This is a genomic window from Paraburkholderia sp. SECH2, from assembly GCF_030464795.1.
In the GTDB taxonomy this organism is placed as follows: Bacteria; Pseudomonadota; Gammaproteobacteria; order Burkholderiales; family Burkholderiaceae; genus Paraburkholderia; species Paraburkholderia aspalathi.
Genome location: NZ_JALPRH010000001.1, coordinates 333,168 through 351,921, shown reverse-complemented (window position 1 = coordinate 351,921; position 18,754 = coordinate 333,168). Strand labels below are relative to the sequence as shown.

The 18,754-nt window shown below is 60.9% G+C and carries 18 protein-coding genes; 9 read left to right on the top strand and 9 right to left on the bottom strand.

Features of this window, described 5'->3' with window-relative positions; translation table 11 throughout:
* The first annotated feature begins 53 nt into the window (after positions 1-53).
* From M0D66_RS01575 to M0D66_RS01550, 6 genes are read left to right on the top strand one after another with little or no spacing between them, the layout of a single operon-like run.
* Positions 54-359 carry a (2Fe-2S)-binding protein gene (locus tag M0D66_RS01575; RefSeq protein ID WP_234487551.1) on the top strand — a complete coding sequence of 102 codons (306 nt, stop codon included), beginning with the start codon at positions 54-56 and terminating at the stop codon, positions 357-359.
* Entirely contained in the window at positions 349-1,773 is a 1,425-nt protein-coding gene (locus M0D66_RS01570; protein WP_244869942.1) for an NAD(P)/FAD-dependent oxidoreductase, read from the top strand. The genes M0D66_RS01575 and M0D66_RS01570 overlap by 11 nt, the downstream gene beginning before the upstream one ends.
* On the top strand, positions 1,770-2,930 hold the full coding sequence (locus tag M0D66_RS01565) for an FAD-binding oxidoreductase (RefSeq protein WP_093641737.1): 1,161 nt from the start codon (positions 1,770-1,772) through the stop codon (positions 2,928-2,930). Before M0D66_RS01570 ends, M0D66_RS01565 begins: the two co-directional genes overlap by 4 nt.
* Positions 2,927-3,877 carry a dihydrodipicolinate synthase family protein gene (locus tag M0D66_RS01560; protein ID WP_256456960.1) on the top strand — a complete coding sequence of 317 codons (951 nt, stop codon included), beginning with the start codon at positions 2,927-2,929 and terminating at the stop codon, positions 3,875-3,877. The genes M0D66_RS01565 and M0D66_RS01560 overlap by 4 nt, the downstream gene beginning before the upstream one ends.
* Entirely contained in the window at positions 3,874-5,295 is a 1,422-nt protein-coding gene (hydA, locus tag M0D66_RS01555; protein ID WP_054033454.1) for a dihydropyrimidinase, read from the top strand. Before M0D66_RS01560 ends, hydA begins: the two co-directional genes overlap by 4 nt.
* A gap of 6 nt (positions 5,296-5,301) precedes the next feature.
* Complete coding sequence (locus M0D66_RS01550; protein ID WP_211700193.1) at positions 5,302-5,523, top strand: FmdB family zinc ribbon protein; 222 nt, start codon at positions 5,302-5,304, stop codon at positions 5,521-5,523.
* Positions 5,524-5,572: 49 nt separating this feature from the next.
* On the opposite strand, the gene M0D66_RS01545 is transcribed toward M0D66_RS01550, so the two are convergent.
* The 3 genes from M0D66_RS01545 to M0D66_RS01535 form a co-directional block, all read right to left on the bottom strand.
* Positions 5,573-7,315 carry a thiamine pyrophosphate-binding protein gene (locus M0D66_RS01545; protein ID WP_211708695.1) on the bottom strand — a complete coding sequence of 581 codons (1,743 nt, stop codon included), beginning with the start codon at positions 7,313-7,315 and terminating at the stop codon, positions 5,573-5,575.
* A gap of 373 nt (positions 7,316-7,688) precedes the next feature.
* A complete protein-coding gene (locus M0D66_RS01540; RefSeq protein WP_211708694.1) occupies positions 7,689-9,431 on the bottom strand; it encodes a methyl-accepting chemotaxis protein in 1,743 nt (580 codons plus the stop codon).
* A gap of 11 nt (positions 9,432-9,442) precedes the next feature.
* A complete protein-coding gene (locus M0D66_RS01535; RefSeq protein ID WP_266208858.1) occupies positions 9,443-9,577 on the bottom strand; it encodes a hypothetical protein in 135 nt (44 codons plus the stop codon).
* Between the two features lie 195 nt (positions 9,578-9,772).
* Here M0D66_RS01535 and M0D66_RS01530 point away from each other — a divergent pair, with 195 nt between their 5' ends.
* Together M0D66_RS01530 and M0D66_RS01525 are read left to right on the top strand one after the other, a co-directional pair.
* Entirely contained in the window at positions 9,773-10,783 is a 1,011-nt protein-coding gene (locus M0D66_RS01530; RefSeq protein WP_266208857.1) for a DnaJ C-terminal domain-containing protein, read from the top strand.
* 20 nt (positions 10,784-10,803) lie between these two features.
* On the top strand, positions 10,804-11,166 hold the full coding sequence (locus M0D66_RS01525) for a translation initiation factor Sui1 (protein ID WP_211709130.1): 363 nt from the start codon (positions 10,804-10,806) through the stop codon (positions 11,164-11,166).
* A gap of 162 nt (positions 11,167-11,328) precedes the next feature.
* Here the strand turns inward: M0D66_RS01525 and M0D66_RS01520 are convergent, their stop codons facing one another.
* The 6 genes from M0D66_RS01520 to M0D66_RS01495 form a co-directional block, all read right to left on the bottom strand.
* Positions 11,329-12,063, bottom strand: a complete 735-nt coding sequence (locus M0D66_RS01520; protein WP_234486743.1) for a superoxide dismutase — start codon at positions 12,061-12,063, stop codon at positions 11,329-11,331.
* Positions 12,064-12,101: 38 nt separating this feature from the next.
* Positions 12,102-13,286 (bottom strand): chromate transporter, encoded by a 1,185-nt coding sequence (locus M0D66_RS01515; RefSeq protein WP_200619722.1) that lies wholly within the window; start codon positions 13,284-13,286, stop codon positions 12,102-12,104.
* Positions 13,283-14,263 (bottom strand): chromate resistance protein ChrB domain-containing protein, encoded by a 981-nt coding sequence (locus M0D66_RS01510; RefSeq protein ID WP_211709129.1) that lies wholly within the window; start codon positions 14,261-14,263, stop codon positions 13,283-13,285. The genes M0D66_RS01515 and M0D66_RS01510 overlap by 4 nt, the downstream gene beginning before the upstream one ends.
* Before the next feature lie 123 nt (positions 14,264-14,386).
* Positions 14,387-15,274 carry an SDR family oxidoreductase gene (locus M0D66_RS01505; protein ID WP_266208856.1) on the bottom strand — a complete coding sequence of 296 codons (888 nt, stop codon included), beginning with the start codon at positions 15,272-15,274 and terminating at the stop codon, positions 14,387-14,389.
* 150 nt (positions 15,275-15,424) lie between these two features.
* Positions 15,425-16,534, bottom strand: coding sequence for a polyamine ABC transporter substrate-binding protein (locus M0D66_RS01500; protein WP_200650840.1), 1,110 nt, complete (start codon positions 16,532-16,534; stop codon positions 15,425-15,427).
* Positions 16,535-16,583: 49 nt separating this feature from the next.
* Positions 16,584-17,696: a P1 family peptidase gene (locus tag M0D66_RS01495; protein WP_200623115.1), complete on the bottom strand. Its 1,113-nt coding sequence runs from the start codon at positions 17,694-17,696 to the stop codon at positions 16,584-16,586.
* A 155-nt stretch (positions 17,697-17,851) separates the two neighbouring features.
* On the opposite strand from M0D66_RS01495, the gene M0D66_RS01490 reads away from it, so the two are divergent.
* Positions 17,852-18,655 carry a helix-turn-helix transcriptional regulator gene (locus M0D66_RS01490; RefSeq protein WP_200620956.1) on the top strand — a complete coding sequence of 268 codons (804 nt, stop codon included), beginning with the start codon at positions 17,852-17,854 and terminating at the stop codon, positions 18,653-18,655.
* The last annotated feature ends 99 nt before the right edge of the window (positions 18,656-18,754 follow it).

Genomic DNA, 18,754 nt, shown 5'->3' with positions numbered 1-18,754 from the left:
ATACGATAAGATAAAAACATCGACGAAATTAGTTGTCAAGGGAGCCATGCCCCATGCTGGATGAGAAGACCATGCGCATCGAGAAGGCAGGCGGCGCGGCTACAGTGAGGTTTCTCTTCGACGGCCGGCCGGTGCGGGCGCGCCAGGGCGAAAGCGTGGCGGCGGCGTTGTTCGCCTCGGGTACGAAGACCTTGCGGGCGAGTCCGCGCAATGGCGCACCACGCGGCATGTTCTGTTTGATGGGGTCTTGTCAGGAGTGTCTGGTCGTAGTCGATGGTCGCCGCGCGCTTGCATGCCGGACAACGGTCATTGAAGGAATGCGCGTCGACAAAGTACCGGAGATCGGCCTTGATATCTGAGTTCGATGTCCTTGTACTCGGCGGCGGCCCTGCCGGCGTGAACGCGGCGCTGGCTGCGTCGGCAGCAGGTCTCAAGGTCGCGCTGTTCGATGAGAACCCGGCGGCCGGTGGGCAGGTCTACCGCGCACCGGTCAGCGCCGCTGTTCCATCGAGTGCGGACCAGCAAGCGGGCGACGCGCTACGGCGCGAACTCGCCGGAAGTAAGGTCACCACCTGCTTCGATCACGTGGTCTGGGCGGTCACCGCCGACTATCGCGTCGATGCCGTGGGTCCGGCCGGCCCCGTGCATTGCATTGGGCGTGCGCTGATCGTCGCAGCGGGAACCACGGAACGTGTCGTTCCCTTCGACGGGTGGACCACGCCCGGCGTCATCGGGCTGGCCGCCGCAACGATCCTCCTCAAATCGCAAGCCATCCTGCCGGGCCGCTCGACATTAGTCGCAGGCTGCGGGCCGCTGCTTGCGGCCGTTGCCGCGAAGACGATAGAAAGCGGCGGCAAGGTCGAAGCAATTGCGGATATCGCGGGCGTTGGTGACTGGGCCCGCGCGCTCCCCGCCATGGTGTCGCGCCCGGATCTGATGCGCGACGGCTTCCACTGGTGGCGCGAGATTCGCCGCGCAGGCGTGCCGATTCATTCGCGGCACACGATAGTCAAAGTCGAGCCCGCCGGCGATCGGCTGCGTGCGATTCTGGCGCCGTGTGATGCAGCGGGGCGGCCCGTCTCCGGAGAACACCGCAGCGTGGTCGCGGACTGCATCGCGGTCGGTCATGGGCTGACCCCGTCAACCGAAATCACGCGTCTCCTGCGGGCGGAGCATCGGTACTCGCGGCAGGCGGGCGGATGGATCGCCGTCACCGACGAGAACTGCCGCACCTCGCGCCCGCGGCTCTACGTGGCGGGCGACGGCGCAGGCATCGCCGGCGCGGCCGCCGCGGGCCATCATGGCACGCTCGCGGGACTCGCCTGCGCCATCGAACTTGGCGGCCCGGACATTGCCGGGCTCCGGTCGCGACTGTCATCCGTGCGTCGGGCGCATCTCAAGGCGGCGCGCTTCGGTCGCTCGATGGCGCAATTGATGGCGCTACGAGCCGGCCATCCCGACGGCATTGGGCCGCAAACCATCGTCTGCCGATGCGAAGACGTGACGCGCGCCGAGATCGATGCCGCCTGCGACGCCGGCGCGCACGACGTGAACCAGCTCAAGGCCTGGACGCGCTGCGGCATGGGACCGTGCCAGGGCCGCACATGCGGGGACGTGGCGGCGGAACTGCTTGCCGCACGCGCATGCGGCGGCTCGCGCGAACGCGTGGGCTGTTTTTCCGCCCGCCCGCCGTTGCGGCCCGTGACGGTGGAAGCGCTGACTGGCGAGTTCAGCTACGACGACATTCCGATCCCGAAGGCTGCGCCGCTATGAGCCAGCCGACGACAACAGCGTTCGACGTCGCCGTGCTTGGCGGCGGCGTGATGGGCTGCACGACCGCACTATTTCTGGCGCGGGCCGGCATGCGAGTGGCGGTGATCGAGCGCGATGCGCTGTGCCGTGGCGCGTCGGGCGTCAACGCCGGCACGCTGACGCTGCATATGACGCGTGCCGCGCTCGTTCCCTACGCGATTCGCGCGTGGAAAATGTGGATGAACACCGACACGTGGCTAGGCCACGGCGTGCTTGCGACGTCGGCGCCCGGCCTTTCGCTCGCCTTCACCGAATCCGAGAAAGTGCTGCTGCAGCAACGCGCGGCGGCGAGGCGCGAGTACGGCGCGCAGATCGATCTGCTCGACCGGGATGCCGCGCTCGCCGTCGAGCCAGGCCTGAATCCCGCAATGCTGCAAGCCGCGTACTGCGCAACCGATGGCTTCGCGAGCGCCTATCTTACTGGCCGTGCTTTCCATGCGGCATTGCGCGAAGCGGGTGTACACATTTTCGAGCAGACACCTGTCACGCGCATCGAGCGCGTCGCGGGAATGTATCAGGTGTACGGCCCGAACGACGCTATCCGTATCGACGCGACGCGTCTGGTGATGGCGGGCGGCGTGTGGCTGGAGCCCCTGCTCGCGATGCTCGGCATCCGCATCCCCGTCAAGACGCTCGTCAATCAGTTGATCGTCACTGAACGCATGCCGCCCGTGATGAAGTCGGTGCTGAGCATCGCAAACGGGCTGCTGTCGATGAAGCAGTTCGCCAACGGCAGTGTCCTGATAGGCGGTGGCTGGCAAGGCATCGGCGATCGCGAGCGGGGCGGCGTGGAGACCGTGCCGGACAACCTGATCGGCAATCTCCGGCTCGCGCAGCATGTGATCCCCGCGCTAGCCAAAGCGCGCGTGGCCCGCATCTGGCTCGGCCTCGAAGCCGAAACCGCCGACGCCATGCCGATGATCGGTGCGCTCCCCGGTTCCCCCGATGCGTGGGTAATCGGTTGCGTGCATTCCGGTTACACCAGCGGTCCCTACATGGGCAAGCTGCTTGCCCAGGCCATGCTCGGCGAAGAACCCGAGCTGCCCTTGTTCGATCCGGCGCGGCTTGTCGTTCATGACGATGTGCCCGCCCAACTTCATCGGGAAAAGACAGAATGATCCCTACGCATGCCGACCCATTCAACGGCGTCTATGCCGCTACGCTGTGCCCCCTCGACGCGGATGGTCGACACTTGGACGAAGCGGCGCTCGAGCGGCATATCGAAGCGGTGGCGAGCGTCGACGGCATTGTCGGGCTGCTGGTGAACGGCCACGCCGGCGAGAACTTCACGCTCTCGGCGGCGGACAAGCGGCGTGTCGTGGAAATTGCGCATGCCGTCTGCGGCGATCGCTCGATCATCGTAGCCGGCGTGAATGCCGAAGACAGTTACGAAGCGCAGGCCCACGCAAACGACGCAAGACAGGCCGGCGCCGACGCCATGCTACTGTTTCCGCCGTTCTCCTGGGCGCTGTCGACCGATCTCGACACCGTTCTGACGCATCACCGCATTGCCAACGCCGAGGCCCGCCTGCCCATGATGCTTTACCAGGCCGGCGTTGCCACGGGCGGCATGGCCTACACGCCGCAGATGCTTGCCGCGCTCGTCGGCTTGCCCGAGGTCGTAGCCATCAAGGAAGGCAGTTGGGAGACGGCCGCGTACGAAGCAAACCGCCGGCTCGTTAAATCGATCGCGCCGCATGTGGCCGTGATGGCATCCGGCGACGAACACCTGTTCACCTGTTTTGCGATCGGCACCGAAGGCAGCCTCGTCAGCCTTGCGGCTGTTGTGCCCGAACTGGTCGTGGCACTGTATCGCGCTATCGAACACGGTGATCTCGGCCGCGCGCAGCAGCTTCACGAGCGCATCTATCCGCTTGCGAAGGCTATCTACGGAACCGCGCCGGGCTCGTACGCCAATGCGCGCCTGAAAGCCTGCCTGCACTTGCTGGGCCATTTTCCGCATCCGTCGATGCGCCCGCCGATCCCACCGCTTTCCCATGCAGAGCTGATGCGTCTCGAAGACGCGCTCGCCATCGCAACCGACACTCAACGGAGTGGTTTATGAGTTCGACCCCAACCCTCATCAAAGGCGGCCGCATCATTACGGCCGTTGACGACTACGTCGCCGACATCCTCGTGGAAGGCGAGCGCATCGTCAGTATCGGACTGAATCTCGACGGAGGACCGGATGCACGGGTGATCGACGCGGCAGGACTGCTGGTGTTTCCTGGTGGCGTCGATTGCCACACGCATATGGAGAACACCTTCGGGGCCTCGGTGACCTGCGACAACTTTGCGTCGGGCACACGCTCGGCCGCCTTCGGCGGAACGACGACGATCATCGACTTCGCGTTGCAAACCGCCGGCACGAGTCCGCTCGATGCGATCTCGAGGGCGCAATCGAAAGCCGCATCGGCCGCGAGCATCGATTACGGGTTTCATGTGATCGTGACGCAGGTGGACGAGCGCGTGCTCGGCGACATGCAATACGCGATTCGTCACGAAGGTGTCTCGAGCTTCAAGATGTTCATGGCCTATCCCGGCACGGTCATGTCGGACGACGCCGCGATTTTTCAGGCAATGCGAATGGTCGGCCAGCACGGCGGCATGATCGCGTTGCATGCCGAGAACGGTACGGTCATCGACCTGCTGATTCGCGAGGCGCTCGCGCAAGGCCATACCGCGCCGCGTTATCACGCGCTGACGCGGCCCGCGATCATGGAGGGCGAAGCGACGCATCGCGGCATCAAGCTTGCCGAACTCGCTGAAGCGCCGGTTTACTTCGTGCACCTTTCGGCGAAAGAGGCACTGAAGCATGTGATCGAAGCGCGCGACCTGGGCATTCCGGTGTTTGCGGAGACCTGTCCACACTATCTGTTCTTCGATGAATCTGCATACGCAGACGACAGCTTCGAGCTCGCGCGTTACGTGATGAGTCCGCCACTGCGCTCGAAGGAAGCGCAGAACGCGCTCTGGACCGCGCTCAAGACCGACGATCTGCAACTGATCTCGACCGATCACTGTCCGTATTGCATGAAGGAGGGGCATCGCGGCAACGTCAACCAGAAGCCGCTTGGACGCGACGATTTTTCGAAGATTCCGAATGGCGTGCCTGGCGTTGAAACGCGCATGACGGTGGTCTACGACGGTGGCGTACGCGGCGGCCGCATTTCGCTGAATCGCTTCGTCGAATTGATGTCGACTGCGCCTGCCAAGCTCTTCGGCCTGTTCCCGAAGAAGGGAACGTTAGCGATCGGCAGCGACGCCGACATCGTCCTTTTCGATCCGAACGAGTCGCATACGATCAGCGCGGACACGCAGCACGGCGATTGCGACTTTACGTTGTTCGAAGGCCACGCAGTTACGGGCCGGGTGAAGAAAGTGCTGCTACGGGGTGAGTTGCTGATTGACAACGGCGACTGGGTCGGACGGACCGGTCAGGGACAGTTTGTCACGCGCGGCGAACTGGGCGGTCACTGGTAGAGCGTCATGCCAATCTATGAATATGCCTGCGACGCATGCGGGACGTTCGATTCCATCCGCCCGGTCGCGAGGCGTGATGAGCGAACGCCGTGCCCGGAGTGCGGCCTGCTGTCGCCGCGCATCGCCAGCGGTGCGACGGTGTTGCTGGCGCAACGCGGCGAGACCATGCCGGCGGAAGAAGGGGCTTATGGCTTCAGGCATCAAGGTGGCTGCGGCTGCTGTCGCTAGACAGCCGACCTGACTGCGCAAACGACCGCTGCACCTTGATAGCTGCTGTTCAAGCCGCGCATTCCGCGTAGTACCGGTTCGGTGCCGGAAAAACGCCGGTCATCACCTCGATCAGGAATGGACCGTTAAGCTGTGACGCATCGCTCAGCGCATCTGCCAGATCATCGAGGTGCTCAACTCTGCGCGACGCGACACCGAGCGAAGCGGCAAAAGCAGCCCAGTCATGACTCGGCAACTCGCTGAACTGCGCCGGAATAGAGCCATTGCTGATTGCGTCGATATGGACCGCGCCATGCGCAGCATTGTTCAACACGACATAAAGCACCTTTACGCCGTATCGGGCTGCGGTCTGGATCTCCATGCCGTGCATAAGCATGCATCCGTCTCCGGTCACGACGACACACGGGCGCTCCGGAGCCGCAAGCTTGACGCCGATCCCAGCGGCGACTGCCCAACCCATCGGCGCGAGGGAGCTGGATGAGAAATAGTTGCCAATGCCCGACGAGAGCCAGTAGTGAGCCATGAATATCCGGTGGGCGCCGGAATCCACGACAACGTTTGCATCCTTGGGCAGGAGTTGACACAGTTGCTTGACGACGTCTCCTGTATAGAGCGCTTGATCGCCATCTGAACCCCGCACGCCGGGTTGCTCGAACTTATAGTCGTACAAAGGAGTTTCGTTGACCTCGGCGACCCATGCTTTTCTTCTTTCCAACACCGTGTGAAAGTCGGCGCTGCGGTCCGTGTCCATCTGGGACAGCAAGCGGAATGTGGCGCCAATCCCGGAGAAAACTCTGCCGCGCGCGACATGCCCCGTCGCGGGTGCGTCGAAGCTGTCGTCGAAGATGATCAGTTCCTTCCAGGCGGAGAGCTTCTCCGTCCAGTTCATGCTGTCGCGCTGATTCAGGTCGCTGCCGAATACGACGAGGACGTCAAGCTCGTCCGAGTTGATGACGCGGACGGCCCGCGAGTGGCCCGAGAATCCGTACACGCCGAGCGAAAGGATATGGTCCTCAGGAAACGCGCCCTTTCCCGATAGCGTGGTCGCAACCGGAATGCAAAATTTTTCGGCTACGTCGAGCAGGACCTTCGCGGTTTCCGGGTCATTGCCGCGACTGCCGATCAGAAAAGCGACTCTCTTCGATTTGAGCAGATACCGGTTGCACAAGGCCTCCAACGCAGCGCGGTTCGCGGGGACCTCGCAGGCGTTGAACTCGTCATGATCGTATGGTTGCCGTGATGCATTGTGGCCGGGCAGCACTTCCTGCCGCTGAACGTCGACAGGGATGCTCACGAAAGACTGCGCTCGACGCATCCAGTTCAACCCATCTGTCGCGCGGCGCATCTCGGCCTGAAGATTGTCTTTGTTCTTCAGTTCAACAACATTTTCGACCAGGCTCCTTACCACGCCGCTTTCAAAAATGCCGCTCTGCGTAGCATCCTGGAACGCACCTTTGCCTTCCGCACGCGACGAAACCCCTCCGGCGATATAGAGCATGGGAATCCGGTCTGCGTGAGCGGCCGCCATACCGGGCACGAAATTCATGGTGCCCGGTCCGGAAATCCCCACGCACACGCCGAATTTTCGGCTGGCCCGCGCATAACCATCGGCCATGAAAGCACTGCTGGTCTCATGCGCGCAAACAATGCCGCGGATCGATGGCGATTTGTCGATTGCATCCAGCAGTGGGTAGATCATCTTCCCCGGCACGAGGAAGACGTGGTCGATTTTCGCGACTTCCAACGACTTCACGACCGTTGTCGATACATTGAGAGGAGCGTGTGATTCCATATTTTTTGAGTACGATCCGAGTAGAAACCAATAATCGGATCTCGCTATCCCTCATCCGGACGTCGCGCGTGGCCCTCGAAAGAGCAACGTGACGAAGCCGGCGGCACAACGCCGGTATGTGGAGACAGCGAGACGGCCCTGAACGCGTTGCACACCGGCTGCAATCGCGTCCCGTGCTGCTGCATCGAGCCCGCCTGAAACGGACCCGTGTCTCCATCCGTGAGTACTCTTTCTCGACTACGACGTCGCTCGCATGCACTGCCTCAATGGAGGCGAGCGCTGCGAGGTGTTATCGACCATGCGGCGCGCGAGAATCGCGAACCTCGGTCCGTTCGACTACAGGTAGACGTTCAGCTTGAACGCGTTGCCCCGTTCAGAATGTCTGCCAGTCGGCAGCTTCATTTGCACTGGTCGCGGCTGCGGCCGCGGTGCTTGCACTGCTTGTTAAACGTGGCGTCGCCGCGGGCTTTGCCAACTTTGCCGGGGATGCCACCTGCGGCTTGCGATGCGGTTCCTTCCGAGCTGCGTTCACAGGTGACATAGATACGCGCCTGACGTCGATCTTGAAGAACGCCACCGCTGCACGCAGACCCTGGGCCTGCTGCGCCATCGACTGGGCCGCCGCCGAAGCTTCTTCCACCAGCGCGGCGTTCTGCTGGGTGACCTGGTCCATCTGGTTGACTGCCTGATTGACCTGCTCGATGCCGGTGCTCTGTTCTTGCGACGCCGACGAGATTTCGCCCACGATATCGGTGACACGCTTCACCGACGCGACGATCTCATTGATCGTGCCGCCCGCCTGCTCGACAAGATTCGAGCCCACCTCTACCCGATTGACCGAATCGGCGATCAAATCCTTGATTTCCTTTGCGGCGCTGGCACTACGCTGCGCAAGCGCGCGCACTTCGCCGGCAACGACGGCGAAGCCGCGACCCTGCTCGCCGGCACGAGCCGCCTCGACCGCCGCGTTGAGCGCGAGGATGTTGGTCTGGAAGGCAATACCCTCGATCACACTGATGATCTCGGACATTTTGGTCGAACTGGCGGAGATATCGCGCATCGTTTCGACCACCTGCCCGACGACGTCGCCGCCTTGCTGTGCGATGCCGGAGGCCGTACCGGCGAGCGTTGCTGCCTGCTTCGCGTTATCCGTGTTGTGACGGACCGCAGCGGTCAGTTCTTCGATGCTCGAGGCGGTTTCTTCGAGCGATGCTGCCTGCTCCTCTGTGCGGCTCGACAGATCCAGATTCCCTTGTGCGATCTGCGCACTTGCCGTCGCCACGCCTTCGGCGTTCTCGCGGACTTCCGCCACGACCTGCGCGAGCGCATCGCGCATTGCTTTCAGCGATGCCATGAGGCTGGTCGTATCGCCGGGCCGGAGGTCGATGCTTACGCTGAGATCGCCCGCCGCCACGCTTCTGGCGAGGTTGGCGGCTGTCGCCGGCTCAGTGCCCAGTTGCCGTGTCAGATTGCGGGCCATCCAGACGCCGATGCCCCAACCGATCAATACAGACAAGACCACCAGAACGAGCATCAGATTGCGGCCGTTCTCGTAGACCTTGTCGTTAGATCCGGCCGTCGCTTGGGCGTCGCTCTGTTTCACATTAACCAGCGTGCCCATCAGGACCAGGGTCTTGAACCCCTTCTCATGGTATTCGCCCAACAGATAGGCAGTCAGGGCAGCTTGATCCTGTAGTCCAGCGGCGTTAATCCGGCCTTTCATTTCATCGAAGGCCTGTATGTAGTCGTGCCAGCCCTGATCGAGATCGGCGAAGGTCGCCTTCCCTTTGTCGGTGTAGACGAGGGGCTCGGCTTGATTGAGGTGCTCGCGCGCCGAGGCCAGGGCTTTTTCGGCTTGGCCTAGCGAGGCAGTCCGCTGCTCGGCAGTGGAAGCCAGAATGGCGTTGCGTAGATAGGTACCGACTCTCAGCACATCGGCGTTCGCTTGCTGGATCTGGTTAAGCCCCACGAGATCCATTCGATAGGTCGTGTCCGCGTTGTCGCTGATCTGTCCCATGCTGCGGACACCGATCACACTGACGATGGCACTGATGACTGATACGAGGATAAAGGCGCTGATTAGTTTGGCGCCGAGCTTCATATTGCCGATATTCATAGCTTGCTTCGTCAACGTGAAAAAATTGGAACAAAGAAATAGATCCAACGACGCTCGCGCGTCGCCGGATAGTCGGCAATGCCGTCCCAGGGGTGCGGCAAGTGCTCCATGTATTCAGTTAACGGCAGGCACAATCTATTCTTCATACCAATTATCGTTTACGCGCAAATTTATCGTATTTTTATGCTTCCAAGTTATTACTTTGTAAGGTTTGGAGCGAAGACGAATGCCGAAGGTCCAGCGACTGAGCGCTGCAGATGAGATGACGTTTCGACAACTGGCAGTCCGTTCATCGCGTCTTGATAGACTTGCGCGTACGGAAAGAGATGCGGGGGAAATGCGTGAGTCTTGACGAATACTATAGGCGGCTGAAGTTGCCGGACACTGCGTCGCCGGCAGACGTCAAGCGCGCGTACCGACGGCTAAGAGCGAAGTACCACCCCGATCGCAACAAGGGGCGCGAATCGACAGTCGAGCCGGTGTTCAAGCGCATTCAGGAGGCGTTTGAGATTTTGACAGGCGAGCGTCAACCGCCCGTACTCAGTCAGGCGGCGGCATCGACTGAGCGCCGTGACAAGCCAGCCCACTCACGCGAACACCGCAGCTCGCCTCCGATGCGCGGCGCGAACTGCCTGGTCGAACTTTTCGTTCCGCTCGAAGCCGCGATTCATGGCGGCGAGGTCGAAGCGAGCTATGCGGTGAGGGGACCGTGTCACCCATGTCAAGAACGCGGTGCCCAGTGCGCGAGCTGCAACGGCAGCGGTCTGTCGGTCTCGGGCATGCACTGCGTCGCCTGTGGAGGAACTGGTCGGCCGCCGGCGAGTGACCGGTGTCAAGCGTGTCTCGGCACAGGTATCAGAACCTGGCGGAAGTTCGAGACTGTGAAGGTTCCAGCGGGTGTGTGGGATGGCCAGCGTCTTGTCGTCGAAGGTGGTGGTCATCCCGGGACGAATGGCGGTCCGTCTGGTGACGCGATCTTCTCGGTCGCGATTGTGTGCAGCGCGGCCTTTCGTCGTGACGGCCTGAATCTCGCAAGCGAGATTCAGGTTGACTTCGTGACAGCTACGCTCGGAGGTAACTTCGAAGCGCAGATCCTGGGCCGTGCGCATCAGATGACGATTCCGCCGAACGCGCAACAGGGCAGCACGATTCGTCTACGCGGACATGGACTCACGGACCGCAACGGCTTTCGCGGCGACCTGACGCTGCAATTGGTGCTCGCGATGCCGGCTGCGGCTTCACATCTCACTGACGATGAACGACAACGGCTGCGTGAGATGTTTGCGGATGCGGGGCGTCGAGCGACGCAGGTAATGCCTGCATGCTCGAGCCAGCGTTTCGCAGCCAAGTAGTGTCTTTGAGTAAACCAATCATGAAAGATAGTTCAAAAGGCGGCCTCGTCTATTCCACCGACGGCGGACGGATGTGTCCCGAATGCAGAAAGGCGCTCGCGGAATGTATCTGCAAGACAGTTGCCAGGGCATTACCGGTAGGCGATGGCGTCGTGCGAGTGTCACGCGAGACCAAGGGCCGAGGCGGGAAAAGCGTGACGATCGTTAAGGGGTTGGCGCTCGATCCTCTTGCGTTGGCCGTGTTAGGCAAGCAATTGCGCACGGCCTGCGGTTCTGGTGGAACGGTCAAGGATGGCGTGATTGAAGTGCAGGGTGACCATTGCGAGCGGGTCATCGAAGCGCTCAAGAAGTACGGCCACAGCGCGAAGCGCGCCGGGGGTTAATCGTTTCAGTGAGTGTCGGCACAATGAGTTCAATGGACTACGTGCGGCCACAAGCACTCACGATCGCTCAGGACGCAAATCGTCCGAACAGTTAGAGTCGATGCGGCCGTCGCCGATCTTCGACACGATGCCGGCGTCGGCTTTGAACATCGATCATCCGGTTCACGTCATCCTCCGCGCAGGCAACGCTGCCTGCATCCGCATGGCGGCGTTGTCCCAGTTGATAAGGCTAAAAATCTGGTTGACGTATTCGTTGCGCCTGTTCTGATACTTCAGGTAGTAAGCGTGCTCAAAAACGTCGAGGATGAGGATGGGCTGGATGCCCCAGGCGGTCAGCTTCTGATGGTTCTCGCATTGCAGGATCATGAGCTTACCCGTCGCAGGGTGGTAGCCAACGACTCCCCAGCCGGATGCTTCCACAGCAATCGTCGCGGCAAGCAGTTGCGCCTTGAACTTCGCATAGGAACCGAAATTCCTGTCGATCGCTTTTGCCAGTTCGCCCTTCGGTTCACCGCCTTTGCCGGAGATGCTGGTCCAGTAAATGGTGTGCAGGATGTGGCTCGATAGCTGGAACGCGAGTTCTTTCTCGTAGAACTTCACTAGCGCAAAGTCGTTTGAGTCCCGGGCTTTCGCGAGGCCATCTTCAGCCTTGTTCGCGGCAGCCACCGCGGGCTTGTGGTGAAAGTTATAGTGCAGTTCGACGGTGCGCGCATCGATAACGGGTTCAAGCGCGTCGTAGGCAAACGGCAGCGGTCCAGCGGCATATTTGCCGTCCGCGTCTGTGAGCTTGTCGGTGTAACCGGACTCTTCTGCGGCACGTGCCGTTTGTGCCTGAGCCAGCATGATTCCAGCACCGATAGCAGCGGTGTCTTGCAGGAAGGTACGACGTGTAGCCATGAATACGATCCTCGTAGAATGCACGCGCACGCGTGCCTTCAGATGGCGTGCGAATGGATAAGTGGATAGACAGTTAGACCAAATAGGGCAGCCGCAACGACAATCACCGGCTCCTGCAGCTTCTTGAATCGCCAGAGCAACACGACCGTCACAAGAGCAAGCACGACAGTCGGCCAGTCGACGATCGAGCGCCTCGCGATAACGATGACTGAGCCCGTGATCGCGCCCACGGCCGCCGCAGTAATGCCATCAACGAACGCCTTGACGGCGGGGAGCTTGCCGTATTTCTTGAAGTACGGTGCCGGCAGCACGGTGAACAGGTAGCAGGGAAGAAACGTCCCGAGCGCGGCGACGCAGGCGCCCGAAAATCCCGCAACGAGATAGCCGATGAAGCCGACCGTAATGACGACCGGCCCCGGAGTGATCATCGCGACGGCCACCGCATCGACAAACTGTTTGTCGTTGAGCCAGTGATGTTCGGTCACGACACCGCCGTAGAGGAAGGGCACGATTGCGAGTCCCGAGCCGAACACGAACGCACCGGCCTTGGCGAAGAACAGACCGATCTGGCCGAGCAGCGGCAAGTCAAGGCCACTGAGGACACCGCTCACACCCGGCGCCTGCGCCACGGCAAGTGCATTCAATCCGCCCTTGCCAAGCCATTTCGGGGGCGCGCGCCAGAACCAGTTGAGCAGACCGCCTCCGATAAACAGCCACGCGATCTCGGATTCAGTGACCACGGTGACGACCGCGAGCACCAGGAATATCGCCCACAGTAGTTTGTCTTTGCCGACGGTCTTTCTGGTCAGTTTGTACGCGCTCATCGCGATGATTCCGACCACCGCGGCGCCTACGCCATAGAAGACTGCCTGCATCCAGGAGAGGCCGCCAAACTGCGCGTAGGCCCAGCCGAGCGCCACAACCATCAGGAACGACGGCAGGACAAAAGCGATACCGGCCGCCGTTGCACCGACGACGCGGTAATGAACGTAGCCGAGATAAATGCCGAGTTGTGCGGCGAGAGGACCTGGCATCATTTGAGCCAGCGCCAGTCCTTCCTTGTAGTCCTGCTCGCTGATCCAACGCCGGCGCTCGACGAGGTCGCGGTGCATGTAGCCGACCAACGCCACCGGACCGCCAAACCCAAAGGTGCCGAGCCGCAGCATGTAGAGGATCATCTGGCCGAGCGTGTAGCCGGGCGAGATCGCCGTCGTGGTGTTCATGAACGGCCTTCCGCACTGTCATTTTTCTTGTTCGTTGCGAAGTGCGCGTAAATCGAATCGAGCACCCGACCCATCTCGTCGAGCAGTTGATCGTCGTCCAACGCGCGTTGCCGCGCGCCGGCCATCACCGCCTCGAAGCCGATCGCTTCTGGCACAGGTGCGCCGCCGACGTCGAGCGTGTGCACCATTTCACCGAGCCGCAGAAGCGCTGAGTCTTCGTCGAGGCCGAAACTCACAACCAGCACCTCAAACGTCACGCGCTCGCCCACGTGCGTAAAGGCGGCGCCGTCGAAGTCGAAGCCAAGGGCGTCCGTAGGGCAGTCTTCCGGCGACACGAGCCAAAGAAAGCGTGCCTGCGGATCGATGAAGCGACGGATCAACCATGCGCTTGCGACGCGGTCGACCCATAGCCGTTGCCGGGTCGCCCACGTTCGGGCGAGATAGTCGTCGCGCCGCAGGGGCCGGATAGCTCGTTCAGCCGCATGCGGTTCGCCCGGTGACACAACCGTATCCGCGAGCGCCAGAAAATCTTCCAAGGCAACTTCGGCATCGGTCGATGCGGCGCCCGGAAAGTAGTCGATCGTCCGGATCGCGTCGTAGTCCTTGCGCAAGCGACGCAGCAAACGGGTGACGTCAGCCGGCAGCATACCGCCCAGCGTTTTGCGCGCCGCGCCCAGTGCCGCGACAAAGGTTGCGTAGTCGTCGTTCCGATCGAACAGTGCGCGGAAGTCCTCTTCTTGCGACGCGTCCAGGCTTTGCGCCCGTAGCAGATGGGCGGTGCCGCCGGCTTCGTCAATGCTGCCGGCAAGTTCGCGCAGCATGTCCTCGCGCTCCGCGGTTTGGGGTAACAGGTAGATGCCGTCGCGCAGGACAGCGCACCCCTTCGCCTTCAGCGCCCGCCACGCCCGCATGCGCGCGGTGGCGTTCACGGTGGGGAACGTCAGAACGAGGACAGACCAGGTGGTTAGAGCATTCATGTAAAGTAAACTACACGTATGTAGCGTACTTTACAAATTATTTTGTTTTGACTTCGGTGGAGCCGCATTGATGCCGCGGCGTAGATTGATTCCGCTCCGCCGCGGGCTGATCAACAAAAGTGACTAGACATACCGCGCTTCGTTGAGATCGGCGATGAGCGTCGGACCTGTTGGATGCCAGTCCAGCCGAGCTTGGGTCTGAACACTGGAGGCCGGCATATCCAGGCCGACGAACATTGCCATCCATCCAAAATGCGACGCCGCTTCGTCCGGGCTGATCGAAACGACGGGCAAGTTCAGACCCCGGCCAAGCGCCTCTGCGATTTCGCGGCTACTGATCCCTTCTTCGCCGACCGCATGATATCGAGCCTCCTGTTGGCGCTTTTCTACGGCGAGCCGATAGAGACGCGCCACATCGGAGAGATGGCCGGCCGGCCAGCGGTTACGACCCTCGCCGACGAAGGCGCTGACGCCTTTCTCCCGAGCGATAGCAACGAGCGGCGAGATGAGACCCTGCTTGAACGGGTTGTGAACCTGAGGCAAGCGCACCACCGACACGTTGATTCCCGCCTCCAGGAGAGCATTCCCAGCAACCTCGGATGCGATCCGCGGATTGGGATGGCTGACATTAAAGACATCTTCAGTCGCCAGTTGACCGTGCTCACCACTACCCATGCCGGTTCCCGAGGTGATGATCAGAGGACGGTCGGAGCCGGCGAGCACGGAACCGAGTGCTGCGATCGCACGCTTGTCTTTTTCGCAGTTCTCCACGAATCTTGAGAAATCGTGATCGAACGCTGTGTGAATGACGGCATCTGCTTTTGCGGCGCCGCTGCGCAGGCTCTCCGGATCCTCCAGGGTTCCGCGATGCACTTCCGCACCTGCATCGATAAGCGCTTGCGCTCCCGCGTCCGAACGCGTCATACCGATCACATGATGACCCGCGTTGATGAGTTCGGGAACGATGGCCGCACCGATGAAGCCTGTCGCGCCCGTCAGAAAGATACGCATAGTGAAACCTCCGTGATTGTCACTGCGACTATCTGACCATTTCCCGTTCTGTTGAAGTGGTGACGTCATCCTATGAAAAGAACTAACAGGATGATCCCGATGCCGGCCGGCCAATCCAACGCTGACGCAATACGTCGATCCGCCTCAACCTCAGCGCCCGGCCTTAAGCTGTGTCCACAGCCTGTTTTCAAGGCGCAGGATATCGGCCGGCAAAGGCAATGACAGCGTGAGCGATTTCATCTTTTCACCGCGAGGATAAACCGCTTCATTCTCGAGGATCGCCGGCTTCACAAAGGCACGCGCCGAAGCGTTAGCGTTCGGATAGAAAACCTGATTGGTGATCGCCGCGCTCACCTTCGGCTGAAGGATGTAATTGATCCATTGCATTGCAGCTTCCGGGTGTGGCGCATCTTTAGGAACGCCCATCAGATCGAACCACAACACTCCATCGCCCTTAGGAATGACGTAGCGAATCTCGTACGAGCGATGGGCCTCTTCTGCACGCCGCTTTGCGATTCCGACGTCGCCCGACCACGCTAGCGCGATGCAGACATCGTTGTTGGCGAGATCGTTGATGTAGCCGGAAGAATTGAACTGGGTGATGTACGGGCGAATCGTTTTGAGCAGCTTGAACACGTCCTGATAATCGGCGGGGTTCTTACTGTTGGGATCCTTATGCAGGTAGATCAACCCAACCGAGAATGCGTCCTCCGCGGAGTCGAGCACGGAAACGCCGCAGGTTTTCAGCTTCGAAACGTATTGCGGATCGAACAGCAAATCCCAACTATCGTAGGGGGCATCCTTGCCTAATATCTGCATTACCTTCGTGACGTTGTAACCGATGCCATCTGTTCCCCATGACCATGGCACGGTGTATTGATTGCCCGGATCGGCTGACGCAAGCATCTTCATGAGCACGGGATCCAGATTGGCCAGGTTTGGAATCTTGCTCTTGTCGAGCTTCCGATAAACCCCTGCTTCAATCTGCTTGCCGGCATAACTGGATGACGGCACGACAACGTCATAGCCCGATGACCCGCTTAGCAACTTTGCCTGCAAGGTGTCGTCGCCGTCATACACGTCGTATCGCGTGTGAATGCCGGTTTCCCTTTCGAAGCCAGAGACGGTGTCGTCGGCGATATTGTCCGACCAGTTGTAGACATTCAGCTCTTCGGCTTGAGCATGATTTGCGGTCGCAACCAACGTCCCCGCAACTGCGAGGAGTCCCGTGACGACAGTGATGAGATGGCGGGGTGTCATAGCGGCATTTCCGTGTTAATGAAGGAACTCGTGCGAAGGGGAAGAAGCGTCAGTCAGCAATCGGGCGGTCGCGGCGCCAACCAACTTGTTCCAGTGCTTTCAGCAGACGGGCGGCGCCGAGCGCGTGGACATGAACGCCTTGGCCGTCCATATCTTCGGCAGCAACGAGGGCGTTGAGAATGGCTTCTTCGACCGCTTCCGCAGCCGCGACGAATAGCGGAGAAATGAAATCGTGAATGACGCAGCGCACGCTGATGACAGGCTCGATCGCCTTGCCGTAATCCGCCGGCGGTATGCCGCGGTTACCCACCGAGAAGGCAATGAAGATGTCGCCACTGGAGTATTCGGTGCCACCGCCCACGCGGGCTAATCCAATGCTCGCGCGCCGTGCAATCTGCTCGCACTGATGCGGAAGAAGCGGCGCGTCGGTCGCAAGCGTCACCACGATCGATCCCATTCCGGGGACACCCGCACGACGTCGGTCGAATGGCGACGGCAGACCTCGCAGCACTTCGCCCACCGGATAACCGGCCACGCGCAGCGCGTCGCGACGGCCGTAGTTCGCCTGGACTAGCGCGCCGACGGTCCAGCCACCGTCCGCTGCCGCGAGCCTGCGTGAGGCTGTTCCAATGCCGCCTTTGAACTCATGACAAATCATGCCGGTACCACCGCCAACCGAGCCCTCGGCCACCGGTCCACTGCGAGCGTCGGCCAGCGCTTCGTGAACGTGCGCGGCGGTGACATGCTGCCCCCAGATGTCGTTCAGCAATCCATCAAACGTTTCCAGCACCACCGGCATGCACCAGTACTGGCTATTGCCGACCCACGCGCGTTCGGCGGCGACCAGAGCATCGCGAACCACGCCGACGCTGTGCGTGTTGGTGTAGGCGATAGGCGTAGTGAGCAATCCTGATTCGCGTATCCATTCCAGGCCGGTGGCATCGCCGTTTCCGTTGAGCACGTGACAGCCAGCAAAACATGGGTCGAGCCGTGCCATGCCGGCGCGCGGTTCGATGATCGTCACGCCGGTTCGAATCGAAGCTTCTGCGCGGTTTTCGACCAGGGTACGATGACCGACTCTTACGCCTTGCACGTCGGTGATGCTGTTAAACGGACCGGGCGTGCCGTGGCCAACTCGAACACCGATGTCTCTGATACCCATACTTTTCTCCTGTATTGCTCGCTGCGAGCAAGCCTGCCGACGCGCATGCGACGGGGTACAGAGATGGTAGGGTGGGGAACGACGCGTGAAAATCAGGCCGAAGGGCTAGAACGATGGGACGACCTACCCTTTAAGGGGTAGTGGGGGAAACTGACATGCAGCTTGATGTATCGGACGTTGCCTTTCATCAGCGGCTTGGACGTCTGGTCGAGAAGCTCGACGACAAACAGTTCTGGCATGCGCTGATCGACCTGTTGCGCAAAGTGGTCCACTTTGACAACTGGGTGGTGGTGATCTTCTGGCCCAACGGGAAACCCCAGTTGATTGCGGAGATCCAGTCGCGCACGCCGAACGACGAACTGTTCAAGGGGTATTTGAACAGCGTCTATTTGCTGGACCCTTTCTATCAATTCAGCCTGGGCGAGATCAGTCCGGGTGTGTATTGTCTGGACGAAGTCGCGCCCGATCACTTCCGGGAAACCGAATATTTTCGCCGCTATTTTTCGGTCAACGTGCTGGAAGATGAGGTGCAGTTGCTGGCCCCGCTGCCTGCGGGCGGAACGCTGTCCGTATCGATGGGCAGTGAACGCCGCTTTAGCTCGACTGAAATCGGAACCCTCTGTCTTTACGGCGCATGGTTGCTTCCGTTGATGTGCCACGCCTTGGTAGCACAAACAGCCGTGCTCCCGCCGCCGGTAAGTTCACCCGCCGGAGGTGATCGACGCCTTCACTTCGAACAGGCGTTGCGCAAGCGCTCCAACACATCGTTGACCAACCGCGAAATTGAAATCGCGCTGATGATTCTTGCCGGTCATTCGACCAAGAATATGGCAAGGCTGCTCGGCGTGTCACCCGCTACCGCCAAAGTTCACCGACGCAATCTTTACAAGAAGCTGAACATCTCCTCTCAAGCGACACTCTTTCTGCTCATCATGGATGAAGACCCGGAGACCAACTGAGGCGAACCGGTTCTGCTGGGTGATCCTAAGGAGATGCCTGGCTTTGAACCGCGCCCTTTCTTCTGTAGGCTGTCACCGACAGGCCGTCCGCTGATCAGT

Coding starts and splice junctions, on each gene's coding strand:
- M0D66_RS01575 (WP_234487551.1), top strand. CDS start 54: ATGCTGGATGAGAAGACCATGCGCATCGAGAAGGCAGGCGGCGCGGCT.
- M0D66_RS01565 (WP_093641737.1), top strand. CDS start 1,770: ATGAGCCAGCCGACGACAACAGCGTTCGACGTCGCCGTGCTTGGCGGC.
- M0D66_RS01560 (WP_256456960.1), top strand. CDS start 2,927: ATGATCCCTACGCATGCCGACCCATTCAACGGCGTCTATGCCGCTACG.
- hydA (WP_054033454.1), top strand. CDS start 3,874: ATGAGTTCGACCCCAACCCTCATCAAAGGCGGCCGCATCATTACGGCC.
- M0D66_RS01550 (WP_211700193.1), top strand. CDS start 5,302: ATGCCAATCTATGAATATGCCTGCGACGCATGCGGGACGTTCGATTCC.
- M0D66_RS01545 (WP_211708695.1), bottom strand. CDS start 7,315: ATGGAATCACACGCTCCTCTCAATGTATCGACAACGGTCGTGAAGTCG.
- M0D66_RS01540 (WP_211708694.1), bottom strand. CDS start 9,431: ATGAATATCGGCAATATGAAGCTCGGCGCCAAACTAATCAGCGCCTTT.
- M0D66_RS01535 (WP_266208858.1), bottom strand. CDS start 9,577: ATGAAGAATAGATTGTGCCTGCCGTTAACTGAATACATGGAGCACTTG.
- M0D66_RS01525 (WP_211709130.1), top strand. CDS start 10,804: ATGAAAGATAGTTCAAAAGGCGGCCTCGTCTATTCCACCGACGGCGGA.
- M0D66_RS01520 (WP_234486743.1), bottom strand. CDS start 12,063: ATGGCTACACGTCGTACCTTCCTGCAAGACACCGCTGCTATCGGTGCT.
- M0D66_RS01515 (WP_200619722.1), bottom strand. CDS start 13,286: ATGAACACCACGACGGCGATCTCGCCCGGCTACACGCTCGGCCAGATG.
- M0D66_RS01510 (WP_211709129.1), bottom strand. CDS start 14,263: ATGAATGCTCTAACCACCTGGTCTGTCCTCGTTCTGACGTTCCCCACC.
- M0D66_RS01505 (WP_266208856.1), bottom strand. CDS start 15,274: ATGCGTATCTTTCTGACGGGCGCGACAGGCTTCATCGGTGCGGCCATC.
- M0D66_RS01500 (WP_200650840.1), bottom strand. CDS start 16,534: ATGACACCCCGCCATCTCATCACTGTCGTCACGGGACTCCTCGCAGTT.
- M0D66_RS01495 (WP_200623115.1), bottom strand. CDS start 17,696: ATGGGTATCAGAGACATCGGTGTTCGAGTTGGCCACGGCACGCCCGGT.
- M0D66_RS01490 (WP_200620956.1), top strand. CDS start 17,852: ATGCAGCTTGATGTATCGGACGTTGCCTTTCATCAGCGGCTTGGACGT.